At 63.1% G+C, this 16,290-nt stretch carries 12 protein-coding genes; 2 read left to right on the top strand and 10 right to left on the bottom strand.

Annotated elements, in window-relative coordinates:
- Positions 1-80: 80 nt before the first annotated feature.
- Positions 81-2,627, bottom strand: a complete 2,547-nt coding sequence (locus PFU01S_RS05800; RefSeq protein ID WP_028686378.1) for a bifunctional diguanylate cyclase/phosphodiesterase — start codon at positions 2,625-2,627, stop codon at positions 81-83.
- 101 nt (positions 2,628-2,728) lie between these two features.
- Positions 2,729-4,054 (bottom strand): CDP-diacylglycerol--serine O-phosphatidyltransferase, encoded by a 1,326-nt coding sequence (pssA, locus tag PFU01S_RS05795; protein ID WP_028686379.1) that lies wholly within the window; start codon positions 4,052-4,054, stop codon positions 2,729-2,731.
- A gap of 52 nt (positions 4,055-4,106) precedes the next feature.
- Between pssA and cahR the strand changes: the two genes are divergently transcribed.
- Entirely contained in the window at positions 4,107-5,099 is a 993-nt protein-coding gene (gene cahR / locus PFU01S_RS05790; protein WP_028686380.1) for a transcriptional regulator CahA, read from the top strand.
- Between the two features lie 15 nt (positions 5,100-5,114).
- Here cahR and PFU01S_RS05785 read toward each other — a convergent pair whose 3' ends face one another.
- The 7 genes from PFU01S_RS05785 to PFU01S_RS05755 all read right to left on the bottom strand — a co-directional run bounded on the left by PFU01S_RS05785 (position 5,115) and on the right by PFU01S_RS05755 (position 13,228).
- Positions 5,115-6,326, bottom strand: a complete 1,212-nt coding sequence (locus PFU01S_RS05785) for a M24 family metallopeptidase (protein ID WP_028686381.1) — start codon at positions 6,324-6,326, stop codon at positions 5,115-5,117.
- A 149-nt stretch (positions 6,327-6,475) separates the two neighbouring features.
- Positions 6,476-7,354, bottom strand: coding sequence for a DMT family transporter (locus PFU01S_RS05780; RefSeq protein WP_023535082.1), 879 nt, complete (start codon positions 7,352-7,354; stop codon positions 6,476-6,478).
- Between the two features lie 167 nt (positions 7,355-7,521).
- Positions 7,522-8,934: a DOPA decarboxylase gene (locus PFU01S_RS05775; RefSeq protein ID WP_028686382.1), complete on the bottom strand. Its 1,413-nt coding sequence runs from the start codon at positions 8,932-8,934 to the stop codon at positions 7,522-7,524.
- A gap of 119 nt (positions 8,935-9,053) precedes the next feature.
- The gene (locus PFU01S_RS05770) at positions 9,054-9,998 is read right to left on the bottom strand and encodes a LysR family transcriptional regulator (protein WP_028686383.1); all 945 of its coding nucleotides are present in this window, start codon (positions 9,996-9,998) and stop codon (positions 9,054-9,056) included.
- A gap of 99 nt (positions 9,999-10,097) precedes the next feature.
- Positions 10,098-10,808: a YebC/PmpR family DNA-binding transcriptional regulator gene (locus PFU01S_RS05765; protein ID WP_028686384.1), complete on the bottom strand. Its 711-nt coding sequence runs from the start codon at positions 10,806-10,808 to the stop codon at positions 10,098-10,100.
- Positions 10,809-10,931: 123 nt separating this feature from the next.
- Positions 10,932-11,708, bottom strand: a complete 777-nt coding sequence (tam, locus tag PFU01S_RS05760; protein ID WP_027914809.1) for a trans-aconitate 2-methyltransferase — start codon at positions 11,706-11,708, stop codon at positions 10,932-10,934.
- Positions 11,709-11,818: 110 nt separating this feature from the next.
- Entirely contained in the window at positions 11,819-13,228 is a 1,410-nt protein-coding gene (locus PFU01S_RS05755; protein WP_028686385.1) for an amino acid permease, read from the bottom strand.
- A gap of 323 nt (positions 13,229-13,551) precedes the next feature.
- Between PFU01S_RS05755 and PFU01S_RS05750 the strand changes: the two genes are divergently transcribed.
- Positions 13,552-14,976, top strand: coding sequence for an aminotransferase-like domain-containing protein (locus PFU01S_RS05750; protein WP_027914807.1), 1,425 nt, complete (start codon positions 13,552-13,554; stop codon positions 14,974-14,976).
- A gap of 182 nt (positions 14,977-15,158) precedes the next feature.
- On the opposite strand, the gene PFU01S_RS05745 is transcribed toward PFU01S_RS05750, so the two are convergent.
- Positions 15,159-16,136, bottom strand: coding sequence for a polyprenyl synthetase family protein (locus tag PFU01S_RS05745; RefSeq protein ID WP_050437964.1), 978 nt, complete (start codon positions 16,134-16,136; stop codon positions 15,159-15,161).
- Positions 16,137-16,290 lie beyond the last annotated feature (154 nt).

Below are 16,290 nucleotides of genomic sequence, written 5' to 3'. Positions count from 1 at the left end.
TTTCCTGCTGCTGTGACCGGGTGTGCATGAAACCGGAATCTTGCCGGTCCGGCGCCCCGGCAAGGCCCCTCCAGGCCTGTTCAATCCGAGGTATATGACGGAGTGGCCGCCGAGGTCATCAACTTGATCAGCGCATGATTGTTCACCGGCCGGCTCAAAAAGTATCCCTGGACCTCATGGCACTGGTCATCACCGAGCAAGGCGAGCTGCACTGCTGTTTCCACCCCCTCGGCCGTGACCGTCATGCCCATTGCGTTCCCCAGGCTGATGATCGCCTGCACCACGCTGCGGTCACTGCTGCTCTTGCCCAGCGACTGAACGAACCGACGATCGATCTTGATGCTGTCGAACGGGTAGGTACGCAGGTAGCCCAGTGATGAATAGCCTGTCCCGAAGTCGTCCATGTTCAAGCGCACGCCAAGTTCCTTCAACGCGTTCATCGTCTGCAGCGCGCCTTCGACATCGTTGAGCATCACGTTCTCGGTGATCTCCAACTCCAGCCGGTGTGCAGGTAGCCCGGTGGTGCGCAGAGCCTCGGCCACATCGCGCACCACGTCGCTACGGCTGAACTGGGCAGGCGACATGTTCACGGACACGATCACTTCGAGCGGCCAAGCGCCCGCCTCACTGCACGCTTGCTGCAGCACCCAATTGCCCAGCAACACGATCACATCGCTTTGTTCGGCCAAGCCGACAAAATCATCCGGCATCAACAACCCAAGGCGGGGGTGCTCCCAGCGCACCAGCGCTTCGGCGGAGGCGATCGTTACGCCATCCACCTTGAACCGCGGTTGGAAATGCAAACGTAATTCCCCACGGGGGATGCCCTCGCGCAGCTCCTGTTCGAGTACACGCTTCTCAAGCAGCGCAGCGCTCATCTGCGTGGAGAAATACCGCCATGTGTTCTTGCCCGATTGCTTGGCCCCGTATAGCGCCACGTCGGCATAACGGATCAGGTCGCTGGGGCCACCCGGGTAATCGTCGGACATGACCACACCCAGGCTGGCGCCTACCTGGACCTTATGGTGCTCCACCGCCATTGGCTGCTTGAGGGTGTCGATGAGCCGGGCGCAGAACCGGTCGAGTTCATCACGCGCGCCCGGTGCGATCAGGACAATCACGAACTCATCGCCACCCAGGCGCGCGACCAGATCGCTGGAACGGGTCATTTGACCGAGCCGCATCGCCACCTCCATCAACACCGCATCACCGGCCGGATGGCCGAGGCTGTCATTGATCGGCTTGAAGTTGTCCAGGTCGAGCATCAGCACGGCCCGCGACACCTTGGCGCTGTCCTCGAGGAAGCGGAACAGCTTGTTGCGGTTGGGCAGCCCGGTCAGGGCATCATGTTGGGACAAGTGCTGAATTCGGGCATGGGCTGCCACCTCATCGGTGATGTCGGTACAGGTTCCGCGGAATCCCTTGCAGATGTTGTGCTCGATGATGGCTCTGGCCGCAATTCGGCATTCGCGTCGCTGCCCGGCCTTGTCCAGGTACTGGCAGCGCAGCGTGCCGGTAGACTCGCTGGCGCCCAGGCCGTGCAGCCAGGTTTCGACATGACCGGTTTCACAATCGAACAAGGTGCAGATCGGCTGATTCAGCCAGTTCTGGGCGTCGTGCCCGGTCAATTCGGCAAAGCGTGGTGAAAGATAGATCAGCTGCTGCTGCGCATCGGTCTCCCAGATCCAGTCGGAGGCCGCCTCGGCCACGGCTTTGAAGCGCGTTTCGCTGGCCTCCAGTGCCCGCTTGGAAATAGCCAGCTGATGGTAGCTGCGGTCAATGTCGGCGCTGGTGCGCATGGCATAGCGTGCGAGCAGTACCATCAGCGCCAGGATGATGAGCAGCGCCACAGCCAGCGGTGCGAACACCGCTTGCAGCAAATCGCTACCGGGCTGGTCCATGCGCCAGGTCAAACGATAGGGAACCTCCTGAAGTGGCAAATGCCCCATGTCTTGCGCAGCATAGTCGCTCGCGGTGATAGCCAGGTCCGTGAGGCCGGCCGTCTTACCCATCTGACTCAGCAAGTCGGCTTCGATCATCCGAATGAAGACCATCACCGAGTTATGCTCCGCCAGGCTGTCGGCGAGCGCAGGAGGACGTATCACGGCAGAGGTGAAGACCGCAGGCTGGCCAGCAAACATGACGTAGCCCGATGCCGGTTGTTGTTGCGCCATGGCCTGGCGGGCCTGTTGCAGGACGCGATGGCCTTCGGGGCTGAAGTGATCGAAACCCAGGTCGGTCAAACGCCCTTGCACGACCGCATAGAGCGTACCCTGATCGTCAAGGACGAACACGCCTGCATAGCCATCATCGCTGTAGAGCGTGGCACCCACGTTACCTTCATCGAACGCCCATTGCCGGTCTGCTGGACGCGCCAGATGATCGTAGGCAGCCTGCCAGGAAGCATGGGTCCACAGGTAGCTGCGCTCGGTCTTGTGCAACTGTGCCAGGGCCGCGCCCGCATGAAATCGGCTTTGTTCCAGCTCCCGCTCATCGAGCGAAACGGCGATGCGGTACAGCGACACCAGCCCCAGCGTCATCGCCAACAAAAGCAGGCTCGAAAAGGCAAATACAAGATGGCGCATCACACGGCTGCGCGGCGAATCAGTGCCAAAAGCTGCTTCCATTCCTTGAGCGCCTATTGTCTGGGATGCACTGGGTGGACCAACAGCGTGCCTGGCCGATCAACGCAATCGACCATCGAGCAGGCCAACTACCCGTCCCTGCCCTACAACACCCGCTTGATCAACGGTTCCAACCGACTATAGCGTAGCCTGCGCAGCAGCTTGCGCACGGGCTTGGGGTGTTCGGCCTTGACGCCCAATGCGCGGGCAGAATCGACAGCCGGGGCGTGCTCACGCAATGCGCTGAGTTCCTTCTCGCACGGCCCCCGCCATTGCCCAAGGGGGTCATCGATAAGCAGGCCGTTTTCCAGGTCCAGGTTGAAGCCGCGTGGGTTCAGGTTGTTGCCGGTCAGCAGGCAATAACGCTCATCGACCCACACGCCTTTGGCGTGAAAGGTGTGTCCTGGGTCGTTCCACAGCCTGATCTTCAGCTGACCGCTGGCCAGCAAAGGCTCGCGACGCCGCGCAAAGGCCCGCAGGTTGTCCTCGTACAGATAAGGCAATGCCCCGCTGGCATGGAATGGCTCTCCCGGAGGGACGTAGAAGTCATTGGCGGTACGATGGCCGACGATGAACTCTACCCGCACGCCTCGTGCCAACGCATCGTCAATCTCGCGCATCACGACGCGAGGCGGATTGAAATACGGTGTGCTGATGACGATACGTTCCCGGGCCACGGCCAGTAGCGCGCACACGGTCTTGTTCAAGGCATTGCGCCTGCCAACGCCGATCAGCGGAATGACCCGCAGGTGCCCCGGCTCGGTTGCAGGGCCCGGTGCGTACGTAAGCCGGCGCATCCGTGCCCGCAGGCGGCGGATGTCACTGCGAAGATCGGCGGTGGAAGGCGCTGGAAGGTCCAGGCGCGGCGTGGCCTGCGGGTGGAGCAGCCGCTGCACCAGGTCGACCATGCAGTCGGCCAGGGCCTTGCTGTGGAACAGGTGGTAGCGATCAAGCCGGTAACGGTCGAACCGATGAAGGTAGACGTTGTTAAGGCTGGCGCCGGTGTAGATGACGCAGTCATCGATGATGCTGCCCTTGAGGTGCAGCACTCCGAAGAGCTCGCGGGTCTGCACAGGCACGCCATGGATCGCAATGTCCAATTGGCGGCTCTGGCGTTCGGCCTGGTACCAGGCTGCATTGCCAGGCTGCCTGCCCGCCCCCAGCAGGCCACGCCGGGCCCGGAACCAGTCCACCACGACAGTTATTTCAAGCGCTGGACGCGCCGCCTTGGCCTGATAGAGTGCGTCCAGCACCTCCTGGCCGGCCTCGTCATGTTGCAGGTAAAGCGCCACGATGACGATACGCCGGGTGGCTGCGCCGATACGCTCGAGCAAGCAGGCCCGGTAGGCCTGGGCATCCGGAAGCACTTCGATCGCATCGGCAGCCAACGGGTAGCCGGGCAACTGGGCCAACAGGTTTTCTGGGTTCACTTGCAGCCACCTTCTGGGCAAACTATGCCCCAGCTTGCACAGGAATCGCCCAATGGTCCACCCCGCTTCGGTAAATCCGCAGTCCGGCACGGTCAAGACATTCGGTTTTCTGATCATGCCCAACTTCACCACCATCGGCCTGGCGTCGGCGGTCGAAACCCTGCGCATGGCCAACCTGGCGGCATGCCGGCCTGTTTTTCGCAGCGTACTGATCGCGGCACAAGGGGCGCCGGTCACCGCCAGCAACGGCATGCGCGTGCTGCCCGATTGCACGCTCGATGACGCGCCAGCGCTGGACGTACTGTTGGTAGTGGGCCCTAATCCCATCGAGCGCGGCCCTGCCACCGGGGCTTACCTGCGCTGGCTGCGCGAACGGGCCAACCAACGCCTGCCGATTGGGGGCATCTGCACCGGCAGTTACCTGCTCGCCAAGGCGGGGTTGCTCGACGGCTACCGCTGTACCATTCATTGGGAGGACCTGCCAACGCTGCGAGCACGCTTCCCGAACATCATATGCTCGCAGCAGCTGTTCGAACTGGACCGCGACCGTTACACCTGCTCAGGCGGTGTCGCCGCCATCGACATGATGCTGCAACTGGTGGCTCGCGAGCCGGGCGGCCAGGGCATTGCCGCCAAGGCCGCCGAGCTGCTGCTGTGCGACCGTGTGCGTAGCGAGCGCGAACGCCAGCGCGTTTCGCTAAGGACCTTGCTGGGCACTGCGCAACCGCGGCTCAGCCAAGTCGTTGCAATCATGGAAGCCAACCTTGAGGAGCCTTTGGTGCCCAGCGAGCTGGCCAACCTGAACGGCATCACCGTGCGCCAGCTCGAGCGCCTGTTCAAGCACCAGCTGCAACGCACGCCCACACGCTATTACCAGGAACTGCGGTTGTCCCACGCCAGGCAGTTGCTGCTGCAAGGCGACGCGCCAGTTGGCGACGTCGCGCTGGCCTGCGGCTTCGGCTCGGCGGCGCACTTTTCCAAGGCGTACAGCCGACTGTTCGGTGTTTCGCCTTCTGCGCAGCGCCGCCTGGCAGCTTTGCGATGACAGCGCGCTTGTCGCTTATTGGCAGATGACGTTGTGCTGCGGCCCACAGGGGAACTGGGTAATGTTGTCTGCCCCCTGCTCGGTCACCACCAGGATGTCATGCTCGCGATAGCCGCCTGCCCCTGGCAGGCCCTGGGGCAGCATGATCATGGGCTCGATCGACACCACCATGCCCGGCTCCAGTACGGTGTCGATGTCCTCGCGCAACTCCAAGCCGGCCTCATGCCCGTAGTAGTGGCAAAGCACGCCGAAGGAATGGCCGTAGCCGAAGGTGCGGTATTGAAGCAGGTCGTGCTGGCGGTAGATTTCATTGAGCTCAGCGGCAATGTCGCAACAACGTACGCCTGGACGGACGAGGCTTTGGCCTGCCTCGTGCACCTGGACGTTCACCTGCCACAGGCGCAGGTACTCGTCCGGGCAATGATCGAGGAAAAGTGTGCGTTCCAATGCGGTGTAGTAGCCGCTGATCATGGGGAAGCAGTTGAGGCTGAGGATTTCACCCTTGCTCACACGACGGCTGGTCACTGGGTTGTGGGCGCCATCGGTGTTAGGCCCGGATTGGAACAGCGTCCAGGTGTCCATCAACTGGCTGTCGGGAAAGCGCCTGGCAATGTCCCGGACCATGGCCTGGGTGGCATGCATGGCTACCTCGAACTCCGGCGCCTGGTCAGCCAGCGCCTCGATCACCGCCGCGCCGCCAACATTGGCGACCTGTGCCCCCTGGCGGATCAGGGCCTGCTCTTCAGCCGACTTGATCAGGCGCAAGCGCATGCAGGCGGTGCTGATATCGACCAGCTCGGCAAGCGGGTAGCACGCCGCGAGCGCGGCATGGGTGTGTAGCGTCAGGTGGTCGCCCTCCACGCCGATGCGTCCTGCCCGCGGTAGCGCCTGGCGCAGGGCGGTGAAAAAACTGCCCTGCCGCCAGTCGGTGTAGACGATGTTGTCGGTGCCGACCGACCGGCGCCACGGCTGACCGCCGTCGATGTTGGCGCTGATCAGGACGACCTGATCAGGGGTGATCACCACGGCATAGGCGCGTCCGAACGCGCAATAGAGGTAGTCACTGTAGTAGTTGACGTTGTGATAGGAGGTCAAGACGAGTGCTTCGAGCTGCTGAGCGCTCATCAGGGCGCGCACCTCGGCATGCCGGCGGGCATATTCTTGAGCCGAGAACGTCGCCACGGCCTTCTGGCCATTGCGAACTCTGAGGGTATCGGGCATGTGCATGAGCGTGATTCCTTGGGGTTGTGAGCACGCAAATCAGGCCGGCCGCCTGAAATCATTGCAGCACGCAACCGGCAAGCACGTTTGTACCCAAGCGACTTCGAATTGGCAGCAGCACTGCCTTTCACATCTGCAGTGTCACTGGCCAGTGGCTAACGCCGCCGTTGCATCCAGGCTGCCCCCAGCCCGCTAAGGCAGATCACGCAAATCCCGATCAGGCTGAGCGTATCGGGGGTCTGACCATAGAACACCAGGCCCAGCAGGCCCGCAAAGATGATCTGGCAGTAGCTGAAGGGCGCCAACAGCGCAGGCGCTGCCAAACGGAAGGCCTGGGTCAGCAGCAAATGAGCGGTCATGCCGAAACCACCCAGCGCCAGCATCAGCAAGGCATGGTCCCAGCGCGGCGTTTCCCAGAAAAACGGCACCAGCGCACTCATGGCCAGGGTGTTGCACAGCCCTGCATAGAAGTTGCTGGTGGTCGGGCTGTCGTGCGCCGCCAGAATGCGGGTCAGCAGTTGGTAGAAGGAAAAGCCCAGCGCCGAGCCGAACGGGTACAGGATGGCGGGCGTGAACAGGGCCCCGCCTGGGTGTACGACGATCAGCACCCCGAGAAAGCCCAATACCACTGCCACCCACTGCGCTACCGTGACCCGTTCCTTGAGCAGTGGCACGGACAAGGCAGTGACCAGTACAGGTGCAAGGAAGTTGACCGCAGTTGCTTCGGCCAATGGCAGGTACTGCAACCCAGACGTGAACAGCAGGCTGGTGCTGAGCAGGCTCAAAGCGCGCAAGGTTTGCAGCAGCGGGCGCCGGGTGCGCAACACGTTGAGGCCAGAGCGAGGCAGGAAAATGCCAGCCATCAACAGCGTGTGCACCACGTACCGCGCCCACACCACCATCACGATGGGGTACAGCCCCCCCAGGAACTTGGACAAAGCGTCGTGGCTGGCGAACATGAACGTGGCGCACACCACCAACACGATGCCACGAAGCGGTTGGTTGACGCCGGACAGCGGGGTACTGGAACTCATGGCTCTCTCGAAGTGGACGCAAAACCGCGCTGCGCCATTATGAAGCCGCGCGCACGCCCCGATTGGGCGTGGCAGCAGGATTCTAGAAGAGATACCGGGAGCGCGGAAGTTCAATCATCACCGCAGTCTCTTTTTTCTCGTGGCAACGGTTACCTGCGCCATCGTTGTCAGCCCTGCACCACGTGCTGCAGCCTGGCCCAGAGGCGTTGCACGTCCTCCCTCTCAGTGTCCAGGGCGCCGATCGACACACGTACCATCCAGCGCCCGTCTAGTACGGCGGGGGTTACATAGGCGTCACCTGATGCATTCAGGCGCTCGGCCCAGGCTCGGGTGTGAGCGTCCAGCGCCTGGCCGGCCATCCCTTCAGGGCAATGCCGAAGGCACAGCGTCTGCAACGGCACTGGGGCGAGCAACTGCCAGTCGCTGGCCGCGCGCACCTGCTCGGCCAGCCACCTGGCATTGTCCATGTCCCTGCGCAGCCGGGCTTGCAAGGCCTCGACACCTTCTGCGCGCAACATGAACCATAGTTTCAACGCGCGGAACCTGCGCCCCAAGGGTATGCCCCAGTCGCGCAGGTTCTTGACCTGCCCATCGACCGAAGACTGCAAGTAACTGGGGTTGGTGCTCATCACGCGCACAAGGTGCTGGGGATCGCGCACATAATAGACCGAGCAGTCGAACGCGACCCCTAGCCATTTGTGCGCATTGACGACGACCGAATCGGCGAGCTCTATCCCATCCCACATCCAGCGGCACTCGGGCACTATCATCGCCGAGCCGGCCATGGCCGAGTCCACATGCAGCCACAGGCCATGTTGCTGGGCCAGGGCGCCGATGGCGCGCAGCGGATCGAGGGCCGTCGTGGCGGTGGTGCCACAGGTGGCGACGACCGCACACGGCCGATTGCCAGCCGCCAGGTCCTGTTCGATGGCCTGCTCCAGCGCAGTCGGACACAGCGCATAGGCTTCATCGGTCGCGATCAGGCGGATATTGTCGCGACCGAAGCCTGCCAGCAACGCCGCCTTGTCCACCGAACTGTGGGCATGGGCGCTGACGTACACGATCAGGGGCTTGTCCTGGCCCTGAAGCCCGTGACGGACCAAGGCGTAATCACTCGAGCGCTCACGGGCACAGATGAGCGCGACCAGGGTGCTGGTCGAGGCGGTGTCCTGAATCACCCCGCTCCACTGCGGCGACAGGCCGAGCATCTGGCGCAGCCAGTCCAGGGTCGTTTCTTCCAGTTCGCTCAATGCTGGGCTCGATTGCCACGACAACCCCAGTACGCCAAGCCCGGTACTCAGGAAGTCCCCCAGCACGGAGGACAACGTCCCGTTCGAGGGAAAATAACCGTAGAAATCCGGGTGCTGCCAATGGGACAGGCCCGGCATGATCAACTCATCCACGTCCTTGATAATCGCGTCGAAGGGCTCGCCCTGTTGCGGCGCGGCCGGCGGCAGGGCCGCCTTCAGGTAACCGGGCTCGACCTGGGCCATGACCGGACGCTGATGCACGGTCTGGCGGTAATCGGCGACCAGGTCGATCAGTTGATGGCCATACTGGCGAAACTCTTCGGGGGTCATGCACGTGCTCCTGTGGTGGGCGCCTCACCGCCTGATGGCGGTCAATGCGCGCCGGCGGCTGGCCGAGAGCAGTGTAGAGCGCGTCGCCTGCGCGAAGAACCGCGCCTTGCGCATAGCTGCTATGGCAAATGCGCAAGGCCGCCCTGTACACCGAATTGCGATTGGCGCCACAGCTCGAACACCCGGTTTCGAAACCAGCGATGCTCGGCCGATGCCTGCAGGCGTTGGTGCCACACCACCCAATAACGCTGACTGTGCTCGACGAACCCCAACGGTCGCCAGGCCAGCGGATGCAGGCGGCACAATTGGCGGGCGATGTGTTCGGGTACGGTAGCCACTGCCTGGCTGGTGGCGACCACCTTTACCGTGGCGCAAAAAAACGGCACTTGCAGGCTGATGCGCCGTTGCAGGCCCTGTGCACGCAGGTGCTGGTCAATGAAGCTGTCCTTGTCCCCGCCGCCGGAGATCCGTACATGCCTGCACGCCAGGTAATCGCTTTGCGAAACCCACCCATGGACAGTCAAGGGGTGGTCTTGCGCCATCAGGCACACCGCCCGATCCTCGCCGAGCAGACGCCCGTGCACATTGGGCGGCGATTCATCGAACAGGGTGGTGGCAAGGTCGATCTCGCCACTGGCGAGCGAGTCATACTGCCCGGCTTGCCAGGTGCGGTACTCCAGGCTGATGCCTGGCGCTTCCTGCTCCAGCGTCGTCACCAGCAAAGGCAGCATATGCTCGGCGACATAATCGGAAGCAGCCAGGCAAAAGCGGCGTTGGCAGCGGGCAGGCTCGAATACCGCAGGCTGACGAAGTGCCTGCAGCTCGTCCAACACCTGGCGCAAGGGCTCGCGTAGCGTCTGGGCATGCTCGCTCAGTACGTAGCCCCGGCCTTGGCGGACCAGCAGCGGATCGTCGAAGGCCTCGCGAAGTTGAGCCAGTTGACGGCTCAAGGCCGACTGGCTCACGCCCAGGCGCTCAGCCGCCCGACTGAGGTTCTTCACCTGCAGCAGGTGGTCGAGCGCACGCAGGTGCGCAAGGCTGAGCGTGGCAAAGGCAGGATTCACGGCAGCTCCAGCTCGGGGCACGCCCCGGTGCAGCGCTGCCCAGCCATCACCTGTACAACACGCCTGGCAATGGGCAGCATCGGCAAAGGGGGCTCGAGCTTACTGCGTCAAGCCAACGTAGACGTTCTGGACGTCATCGTTTTCGTCGATGGCTTCGAGAAACGCCTCGACTTCGGCCAGGGCTTCGGCGCTCAGGCTCGAAGCGCTCACCGGGTTTTTCGGGGTGTAGCCGATCTTGGCCGACGTGACGGTGAAACCGTGCACCGGCAGGGCCTTCTGCACAGCGTCAAGGTCGGTGGTATCAGTGATGAACAGGGTAGCCCCCTCCTCTTCTCCTTCTTCGAAGTCCTGGGCCCCGGCTTCGATGGCAGCCATCTCAGGATCAGCGTCACCGTTGGGGGTGGCTTCGATCAGGCCGACATGATTGAAGTCCCAGGAGACCGAGCCGCTGGCCCCTAGCTGACCCTTGCGGAACAACACGCGAATTTGCGCCACTGTGCGGTTGACGTTGTCAGTCAGGCATTCAACGATCAGCGGAACCTGATGCGGGGCAAAGCCTTCGTAGCTGACAGCCGCATACTGCACGGCATCGCCATCCAGGCCGGCACCCTTGCGAATGGCTCGCTCCAGGGTTTCGCGAGTCATCGAGGCCTTCTTGGCCTGTTCGATGGCCAGGCGCAAGCGCGGGTTCATGTCCGGGTCGGCGCCGGATTTGGCGGCAATCTGGATTTCCTTGGACAGCTTGCCCATGACCTTGCCCTTGGCATTGGCCGCGGCTTCTTTATGTTTGGCTTTCCACTGTGCGCCCATGTCGACTCTCTTGTTTCAACGGCCGGTTCAGGAAGCGACCGGCACAAAAAGTGGGAGCAGTTTATACGCCTATGGGGAAGGATCGACAACCGTCTGCGCTGCACCGACACCTCACCCGACGACTTAACGGGTGGCAACCACGAACAAGCGCGGAAACGCCAGCAGCACCTTGCCGTCGGACGCTGGCGGGTAGGCGCTTTGCATGGCCTGCAGGTACATCTGCAGGAAGTCTTCCTGCTCCTGCGGCTGCAGCCGCGCCAGGTAAGGCCGCAAGGCCGAACCCTTGAACCACTGCACCACGCCCTCAGCGCCGTCGACCAACGGGTGGTGGTAGGTGGTGCGCCACACCTCGACGCGGGCGCACAGCGGGCTCAACAGGTCGTAGTAGAACGCCGCGCCATGGCGCGGCGGCAACGTGAAGTCGTCGAACTTGGCCGCCCACGGGCCCCGGCGGGCGATCTCGCGCAACGCGGTGTGCGCGGGCTCCTCCAGGTTATCGGGCGTCTGCACCGCAAGGCTCGCCCCTTCGCTGAGCTGACGCACCAGGTGCGGGTAGAGCTGCCCGTGGTCGGGCACCCACTGCAACGAGGCGTTGGCCAGGATCAGGTCCTGGGGCTCAGGGGCGGACCAGCCTGCGATGTCCGCCGTGACCATGTGCACGCGCGGGATGCACAGCCGCTTGCGCGCTCGGGCCTTCTCGATCATGTCTGGGTCGCTGTCCAGCGCGGTCACCTGCGCGTCGGGACAACGTTGCAGCAGGACCTCGGTGGAATTGCCCGGCCCGCAGCCCAGGTCGGTCGCGTGTCGCACCGGGCGCGGCGGCACGGCCCCCAGCAGATCGCGCACCGCCCGGGTGCGTTCGTCTTCGAACAAGGAATACTGGGTTGCAGACCAGGACATGGCGACGTTCTCCGATGAGCGATGCTCTGAAGCATATGCCATCTGTCGCCCAAAACGCGAAGCGGCCGGCCCCTTTGAGGGAGCCGGCCGCTTCGCAAAACCAATGAGCCTTAGTGTCGAGGCGCGCTGCGCATCTGGTGCACAACCCCCATCGCCACCACCAGCGCCGCCGCGATGCCGGTGGAGATCACCAGGATCTGGTAGTCAGGCATGAACGCCATGGTCACCAGGGCCGCCACGATGAAGGCGATCACCAGGTAGGTCAGCCACGGGAACAGCCACATCTTCAGGCGCACTTCCTTGCCTTCGGCAATCAGCTTGCGGCGCATGCGCAGCTGGGAGAACGCGATCACCAGGTACACCAGCAGGGCAATCATGCCCGTGGTGTTCATCAGCGTGTCGAGTACGTCCTTGGGGCGCAGGGTCTCGCTGAAGTTGATCAGCGCACACACCACCGCCACCGCGCACGAGCCCATGATCGCGTACACCGGCACGCCAGTGCCGGCACGGGTGATCTTGAAGAACGACGGCGCGTCGCCACGCTGAGCCAGGGAGAACAGCATGCGCGAGGCGGTGTAGTGGCCGGAGATCAGGCAACTGCTCACCGAGGTCAGCACCACGAAGTTCATCAGCAACTCGGCGTAAGGCACGCCCAGCAGCTCAAGGGTACGGCGATAGGCGCCGTAGCCGGAGACGCCCAGGTGCGGGTCATTCCACGGCACCAGGCAAACGATCAGGAAGATCGAGCCTACGTAGAACAGGCACACGCGCCATACCACCGAGTTGGTGGCCTTGACGATCTGCGCAGCCGGGTCCTTGGCCTCGGAGGCCGCAATGGTCACGATCTCGGCGCCAAGGAATGCGAACATCACCCCCAGCAAGGCTCCGATGACCGTGGTGATGCCATTGGGCATGAACCCTTCGGAGGTGAGGTGGGTAATGCCCCGCACCTCGCCGAATTGCCAGATGTTGAGCACCGCTGCGGTACAGACGATCAGGAAGCAGACGATCGCGATGACCTTGATCAGCGCGAACCAGAACTCGAACTCCCCGTAATGCTTGACGTTGAAGAAGTTGACCGTGATCAGCAGCAACGTCGTGGCCAGCACGAACACGTTGACACTGACGTCCGGGAAGAACCCGTGCAGGATCTTGCCGGCTACGTAGGCTTCCCAGGCCATGAGAATGACCCAGTACCACCAGTACAGCCAGCCGATGGTGAAGCCAGCCCAGCGCCCAATGGCGCGGTCGGCATAGGTGGAAAACGAGCCCGTGTCGGGTGAAGACGTTGCCATTTCGCCAAGCATGCGCATGATCAGCACCACGAGGATGCCGCCTGCCAGGTAGGCCAGCACCGCGGCCGGCCCGGCGCTGTGGATCACGCTGCCGGATCCTACGAACAAGGCGCCGCCGATGACCCCGGCGATGGACATCATCGTCAGGTGGCGCGACTTCAGCGAGGCACTGAGCTTGCTCTCGTGCCCGCCGTTCGCGGTGGTGGTTGTGGATGTTGCGTCCATCAGTTGTGTACCCCGTGCTTCTTTTTATCCAAGGAAAACCGTGAAACCCCGATGGCTGGCGGTTTCACCTGTACATCAGTGCTAATGCGCGCAGGAGGTGTGAACGAACACACGCAGGCCATCCATGGCGGCCTGCTGACGCGCCCCAGGGCTGAGGCCTGGAGCGAACTGAACATGCTTTGTGTGGCGATATCCGACACCTAATGTAAAAATGTCCATCGCAGAGAGCCATGCACAGTGGCATGAAACTCGCACTGCACTGTACAGGTCGCCAACCCTATACACCGGGCCAGCACCTGGCGTTACACACCTGAAGGTCCCCCATGCTGCAATTGAATCCAGACGCTTCCACACCGTTGGTCAACCAGATCATCGACGGCCTGCGCACCCTGATCGACACCCAGACGCTCAAGCCTGGCGCCAAGGTGCCGTCAATCCGCGCCTTCGCCGCCACCTACTCGGTCAGCACGTTCACCGTGGTGGAAGCCTACGATCGCCTGGTCGCCCAAGGGCTGCTGGTGAGCCGCGGCAACGCTGGCTTTTTCGTCAATCGGGCTGCCGCTGAGCTGTTGGACACGCACACGGCAGACCCTGACGCAAGCCGACCAACGTTCAACACCGAGTGGTACCTGCAGCAGATCTTCGAAACCCGGCAGTTGCCGTTCAAGCCAGGCTGCGGTTGGCTGCCCAACGACTGGATGTACGAAGACGGCTTGCGCCGAGGGCTGCGGCAGGTGGCTGGCAGCCCGCTGGAACTGTCCGGTTACGGCGATCCCATGGGGTTGCCAGAGCTGCGCGCGTTGACGGCGCAGAACCTGCAGCAGGATCTGTCGATCGTCGCCAATCCCGCTCAGCTGATGTTGACCCACGGCGCCAGCCAGGCCCTGGACCTGGCCGTGCGTACGCTGGTCCGCCCCGGTGACGTGGTGCTGGTGGACGACCCTGGCTACCCCAACCTGATGAGCATCCTGCGTACCCAAGGCGCAACGCTGCTGGGGGTGGCGCGCACGCCCAATGGCTACGACCTCAATCAGCTCGAGCAGTTGCTGGCGCAACACCGGCCCACGGCCTTCTTCACCCAGCCTCACCTGCACAGCCCAACGTGCTCGCGCACACCGCTGCCGCAGTTGCATCGCCTGCTGCAACTGGCCAGCCAGCATGGCTTGCGGCTGGTCGAAAACAACCTGTACGCCGACATGATCGCCGAACCGCAACCCTGCCTCGCCAGCCTTGACCACTTGCAGCAGGTGGTCTACGTGGGCAGTTACTCGAAAAGCATCTCACCCAATGTGCGGGTGGGCTACCTGCTGGCCAATCCGGAACTGGCGCAACAACTGGTACACCTGAAAATGCGCTCGGGCCTGACCACCTCGCAGGTCATGGAGCGGGTCGTCTACGCCGCCATCATCGACGGTCGCTGGCGCAAGCACCTCAAGCGCCTGCGTCAACGCCTGGCCGAGGCGCATCAACGGGTGGGTGCGCATCTGCACCGACTAGGCTTCGAGCTGTTCACGGAATCGGACGAGGGGATGTACATCTGGACCCGCCATCCCTCGATCCCCGACAGCGCGCTGTTGCTCGATGACGCGCTCGAAAAAGGCATCATGCTCGGCCCTGGTCAGCTGTTCATGGTGGACGCCAGGGCAACGGGCTGGATGCGTTTCAACGTGGCGTTCAGCCTTGACCCGGTCATGTGGGAACTGCTGGAAAAGGTATTTGCCAGGCATGCCAGGCGATTGGATCAGTGAGTTTGGAATTGCTGGGGCGCCCTAGGTTCGCCTCTGCAGGATCCGCGGCCCCGTGTAGGAGCGACGGCGCCGGGCCTCCGGCGAGCTGAAAAACTTGGGGCCGCTGCGCGGCCCATCGCGGCCGCTCCTACACGAGACCGCGTAGACCCTCGGATTCGCGCTGCGGCACGTCGTCCTGCGTCTTACACGTGATGCACGACTGCCCCACCCACCGCAAGCCCGCTCAGGCCTTGACGCCATACGGTGCTGCCGCCAGCCGGCACACCCTTCGAAGCGAACACCTTGCGCAAGACCCCGCCAATCGGTGAGGCCTGAAGGCCCAGGCTGGTCAGGCACTGTTCGACGCTCTGCAAATGGGCTTCCAACCGCTGGCGCACCTGCATCTCGCCACACATGGCCAGCAGGGTCGACTTGCCTTGGTCCAACCCCATGCTCTTGCCGCTTTCAGGGTCACGGTCATGCAAATCATCGTGCAATTGAAACGCTTGCCCCAATTCCCCCGCCAACTGCTGCAAGGTGCCCTGCTGGGTTTCGCCAGCCCCCGCCAACCGGCCGGCCATACCCAGCAAGGCCGAGAACAAGGCCCCGGTCTTGAGTTGATTGGTCTGGGCAATTTCAGCCGCCGTGCGCGGCCGTGCACCGTCGCGCAGATCCTGCAACTGCCCCTTGACCAGCCCATCGGCACCGATTGCCGAGGTGAGGGTCACGACCAGGTCGCTGCGCACATCCGGCCCGACCGTCTGCAACCCCGCCACAACCCCGAACGCACGGGAGAGCAGGGCAATGGCCGTCAACACTGCCACATCTTCCCCAAACGCCAGGTGCAAGGTAGGGCGACCGCGGCGCAAGGCGGCGTTGTCCATACAGGGGAGGTCGTCCAGTACAAGGGAGGCTGCATGCACCATCTCCACGGCGCAGCCGAGGTCGAGCGCGGCGTGTGGGCATGCGCCCAGGCCTTGTGCCGTGAACAGTAACAGCAGGGGCCGCAAGCGCTTGCCTGGCGCCAGGGTGCAGTCGCGCATGGCCGCAACCACTAGGTCACGCTCGTGACCTGCCGATGGCAGCAATGCCGCCAGCCGGGCTTCTACGGCCGCATGTGCGACGGCCAGTGGCTGATCGTGATCAGCGCCAGCGCTGTGCGGGGGGGCGATGGTCGTCATCCTTGCCTCTCGATGTGGGCGGCCCATTGACCGTAGATGAAAAAGGAACGACTGATAGGCGCCGTTGCCTGATGCTTTGCTTTTTATGAGCTTAGCTATACAAAACGGGTAGTGTTGTACAACTTGTCTGTCCTAAGCACACAGACCGCACGTA

It is taken from the genome of Pseudomonas fulva NBRC 16637 = DSM 17717 (assembly GCF_000730565.1).
Lineage (GTDB): Bacteria > Pseudomonadota > Gammaproteobacteria > Pseudomonadales > Pseudomonadaceae > Aquipseudomonas > Aquipseudomonas fulva.
Note: the sequence above shows the minus strand (reverse complement) of the source record. Positions and strands in the feature narration are given on the sequence as shown.

Excerpts from the sequence above, each read along its gene's own strand:
- PFU01S_RS05745 (WP_050437964.1), bottom strand. The coding sequence starts at position 16,136 with ATGACGACCATCGCCCCCCCGCACAGCGCTGGCGCTGATCACGATCAG.
- PFU01S_RS05785 (WP_028686381.1), bottom strand. The coding sequence starts at position 6,326 with ATGCACATGCCCGATACCCTCAGAGTTCGCAATGGCCAGAAGGCCGTG.
- PFU01S_RS05775 (WP_028686382.1), bottom strand. The coding sequence starts at position 8,934 with ATGACCCCCGAAGAGTTTCGCCAGTATGGCCATCAACTGATCGACCTG.
- PFU01S_RS05750 (WP_027914807.1), top strand. The coding sequence starts at position 13,552 with ATGCTGCAATTGAATCCAGACGCTTCCACACCGTTGGTCAACCAGATC.
- PFU01S_RS05780 (WP_023535082.1), bottom strand. The coding sequence starts at position 7,354 with ATGAGTTCCAGTACCCCGCTGTCCGGCGTCAACCAACCGCTTCGTGGC.
- cahR (WP_028686380.1), top strand. The coding sequence starts at position 4,107 with ATGGTCCACCCCGCTTCGGTAAATCCGCAGTCCGGCACGGTCAAGACA.
- PFU01S_RS05755 (WP_028686385.1), bottom strand. The coding sequence starts at position 13,228 with ATGGACGCAACATCCACAACCACCACCGCGAACGGCGGGCACGAGAGC.
- tam (WP_027914809.1), bottom strand. The coding sequence starts at position 11,708 with ATGTCCTGGTCTGCAACCCAGTATTCCTTGTTCGAAGACGAACGCACC.
- PFU01S_RS05765 (WP_028686384.1), bottom strand. The coding sequence starts at position 10,808 with ATGGGCGCACAGTGGAAAGCCAAACATAAAGAAGCCGCGGCCAATGCC.
- PFU01S_RS05800 (WP_028686378.1), bottom strand. The coding sequence starts at position 2,627 with ATGGAAGCAGCTTTTGGCACTGATTCGCCGCGCAGCCGTGTGATGCGC.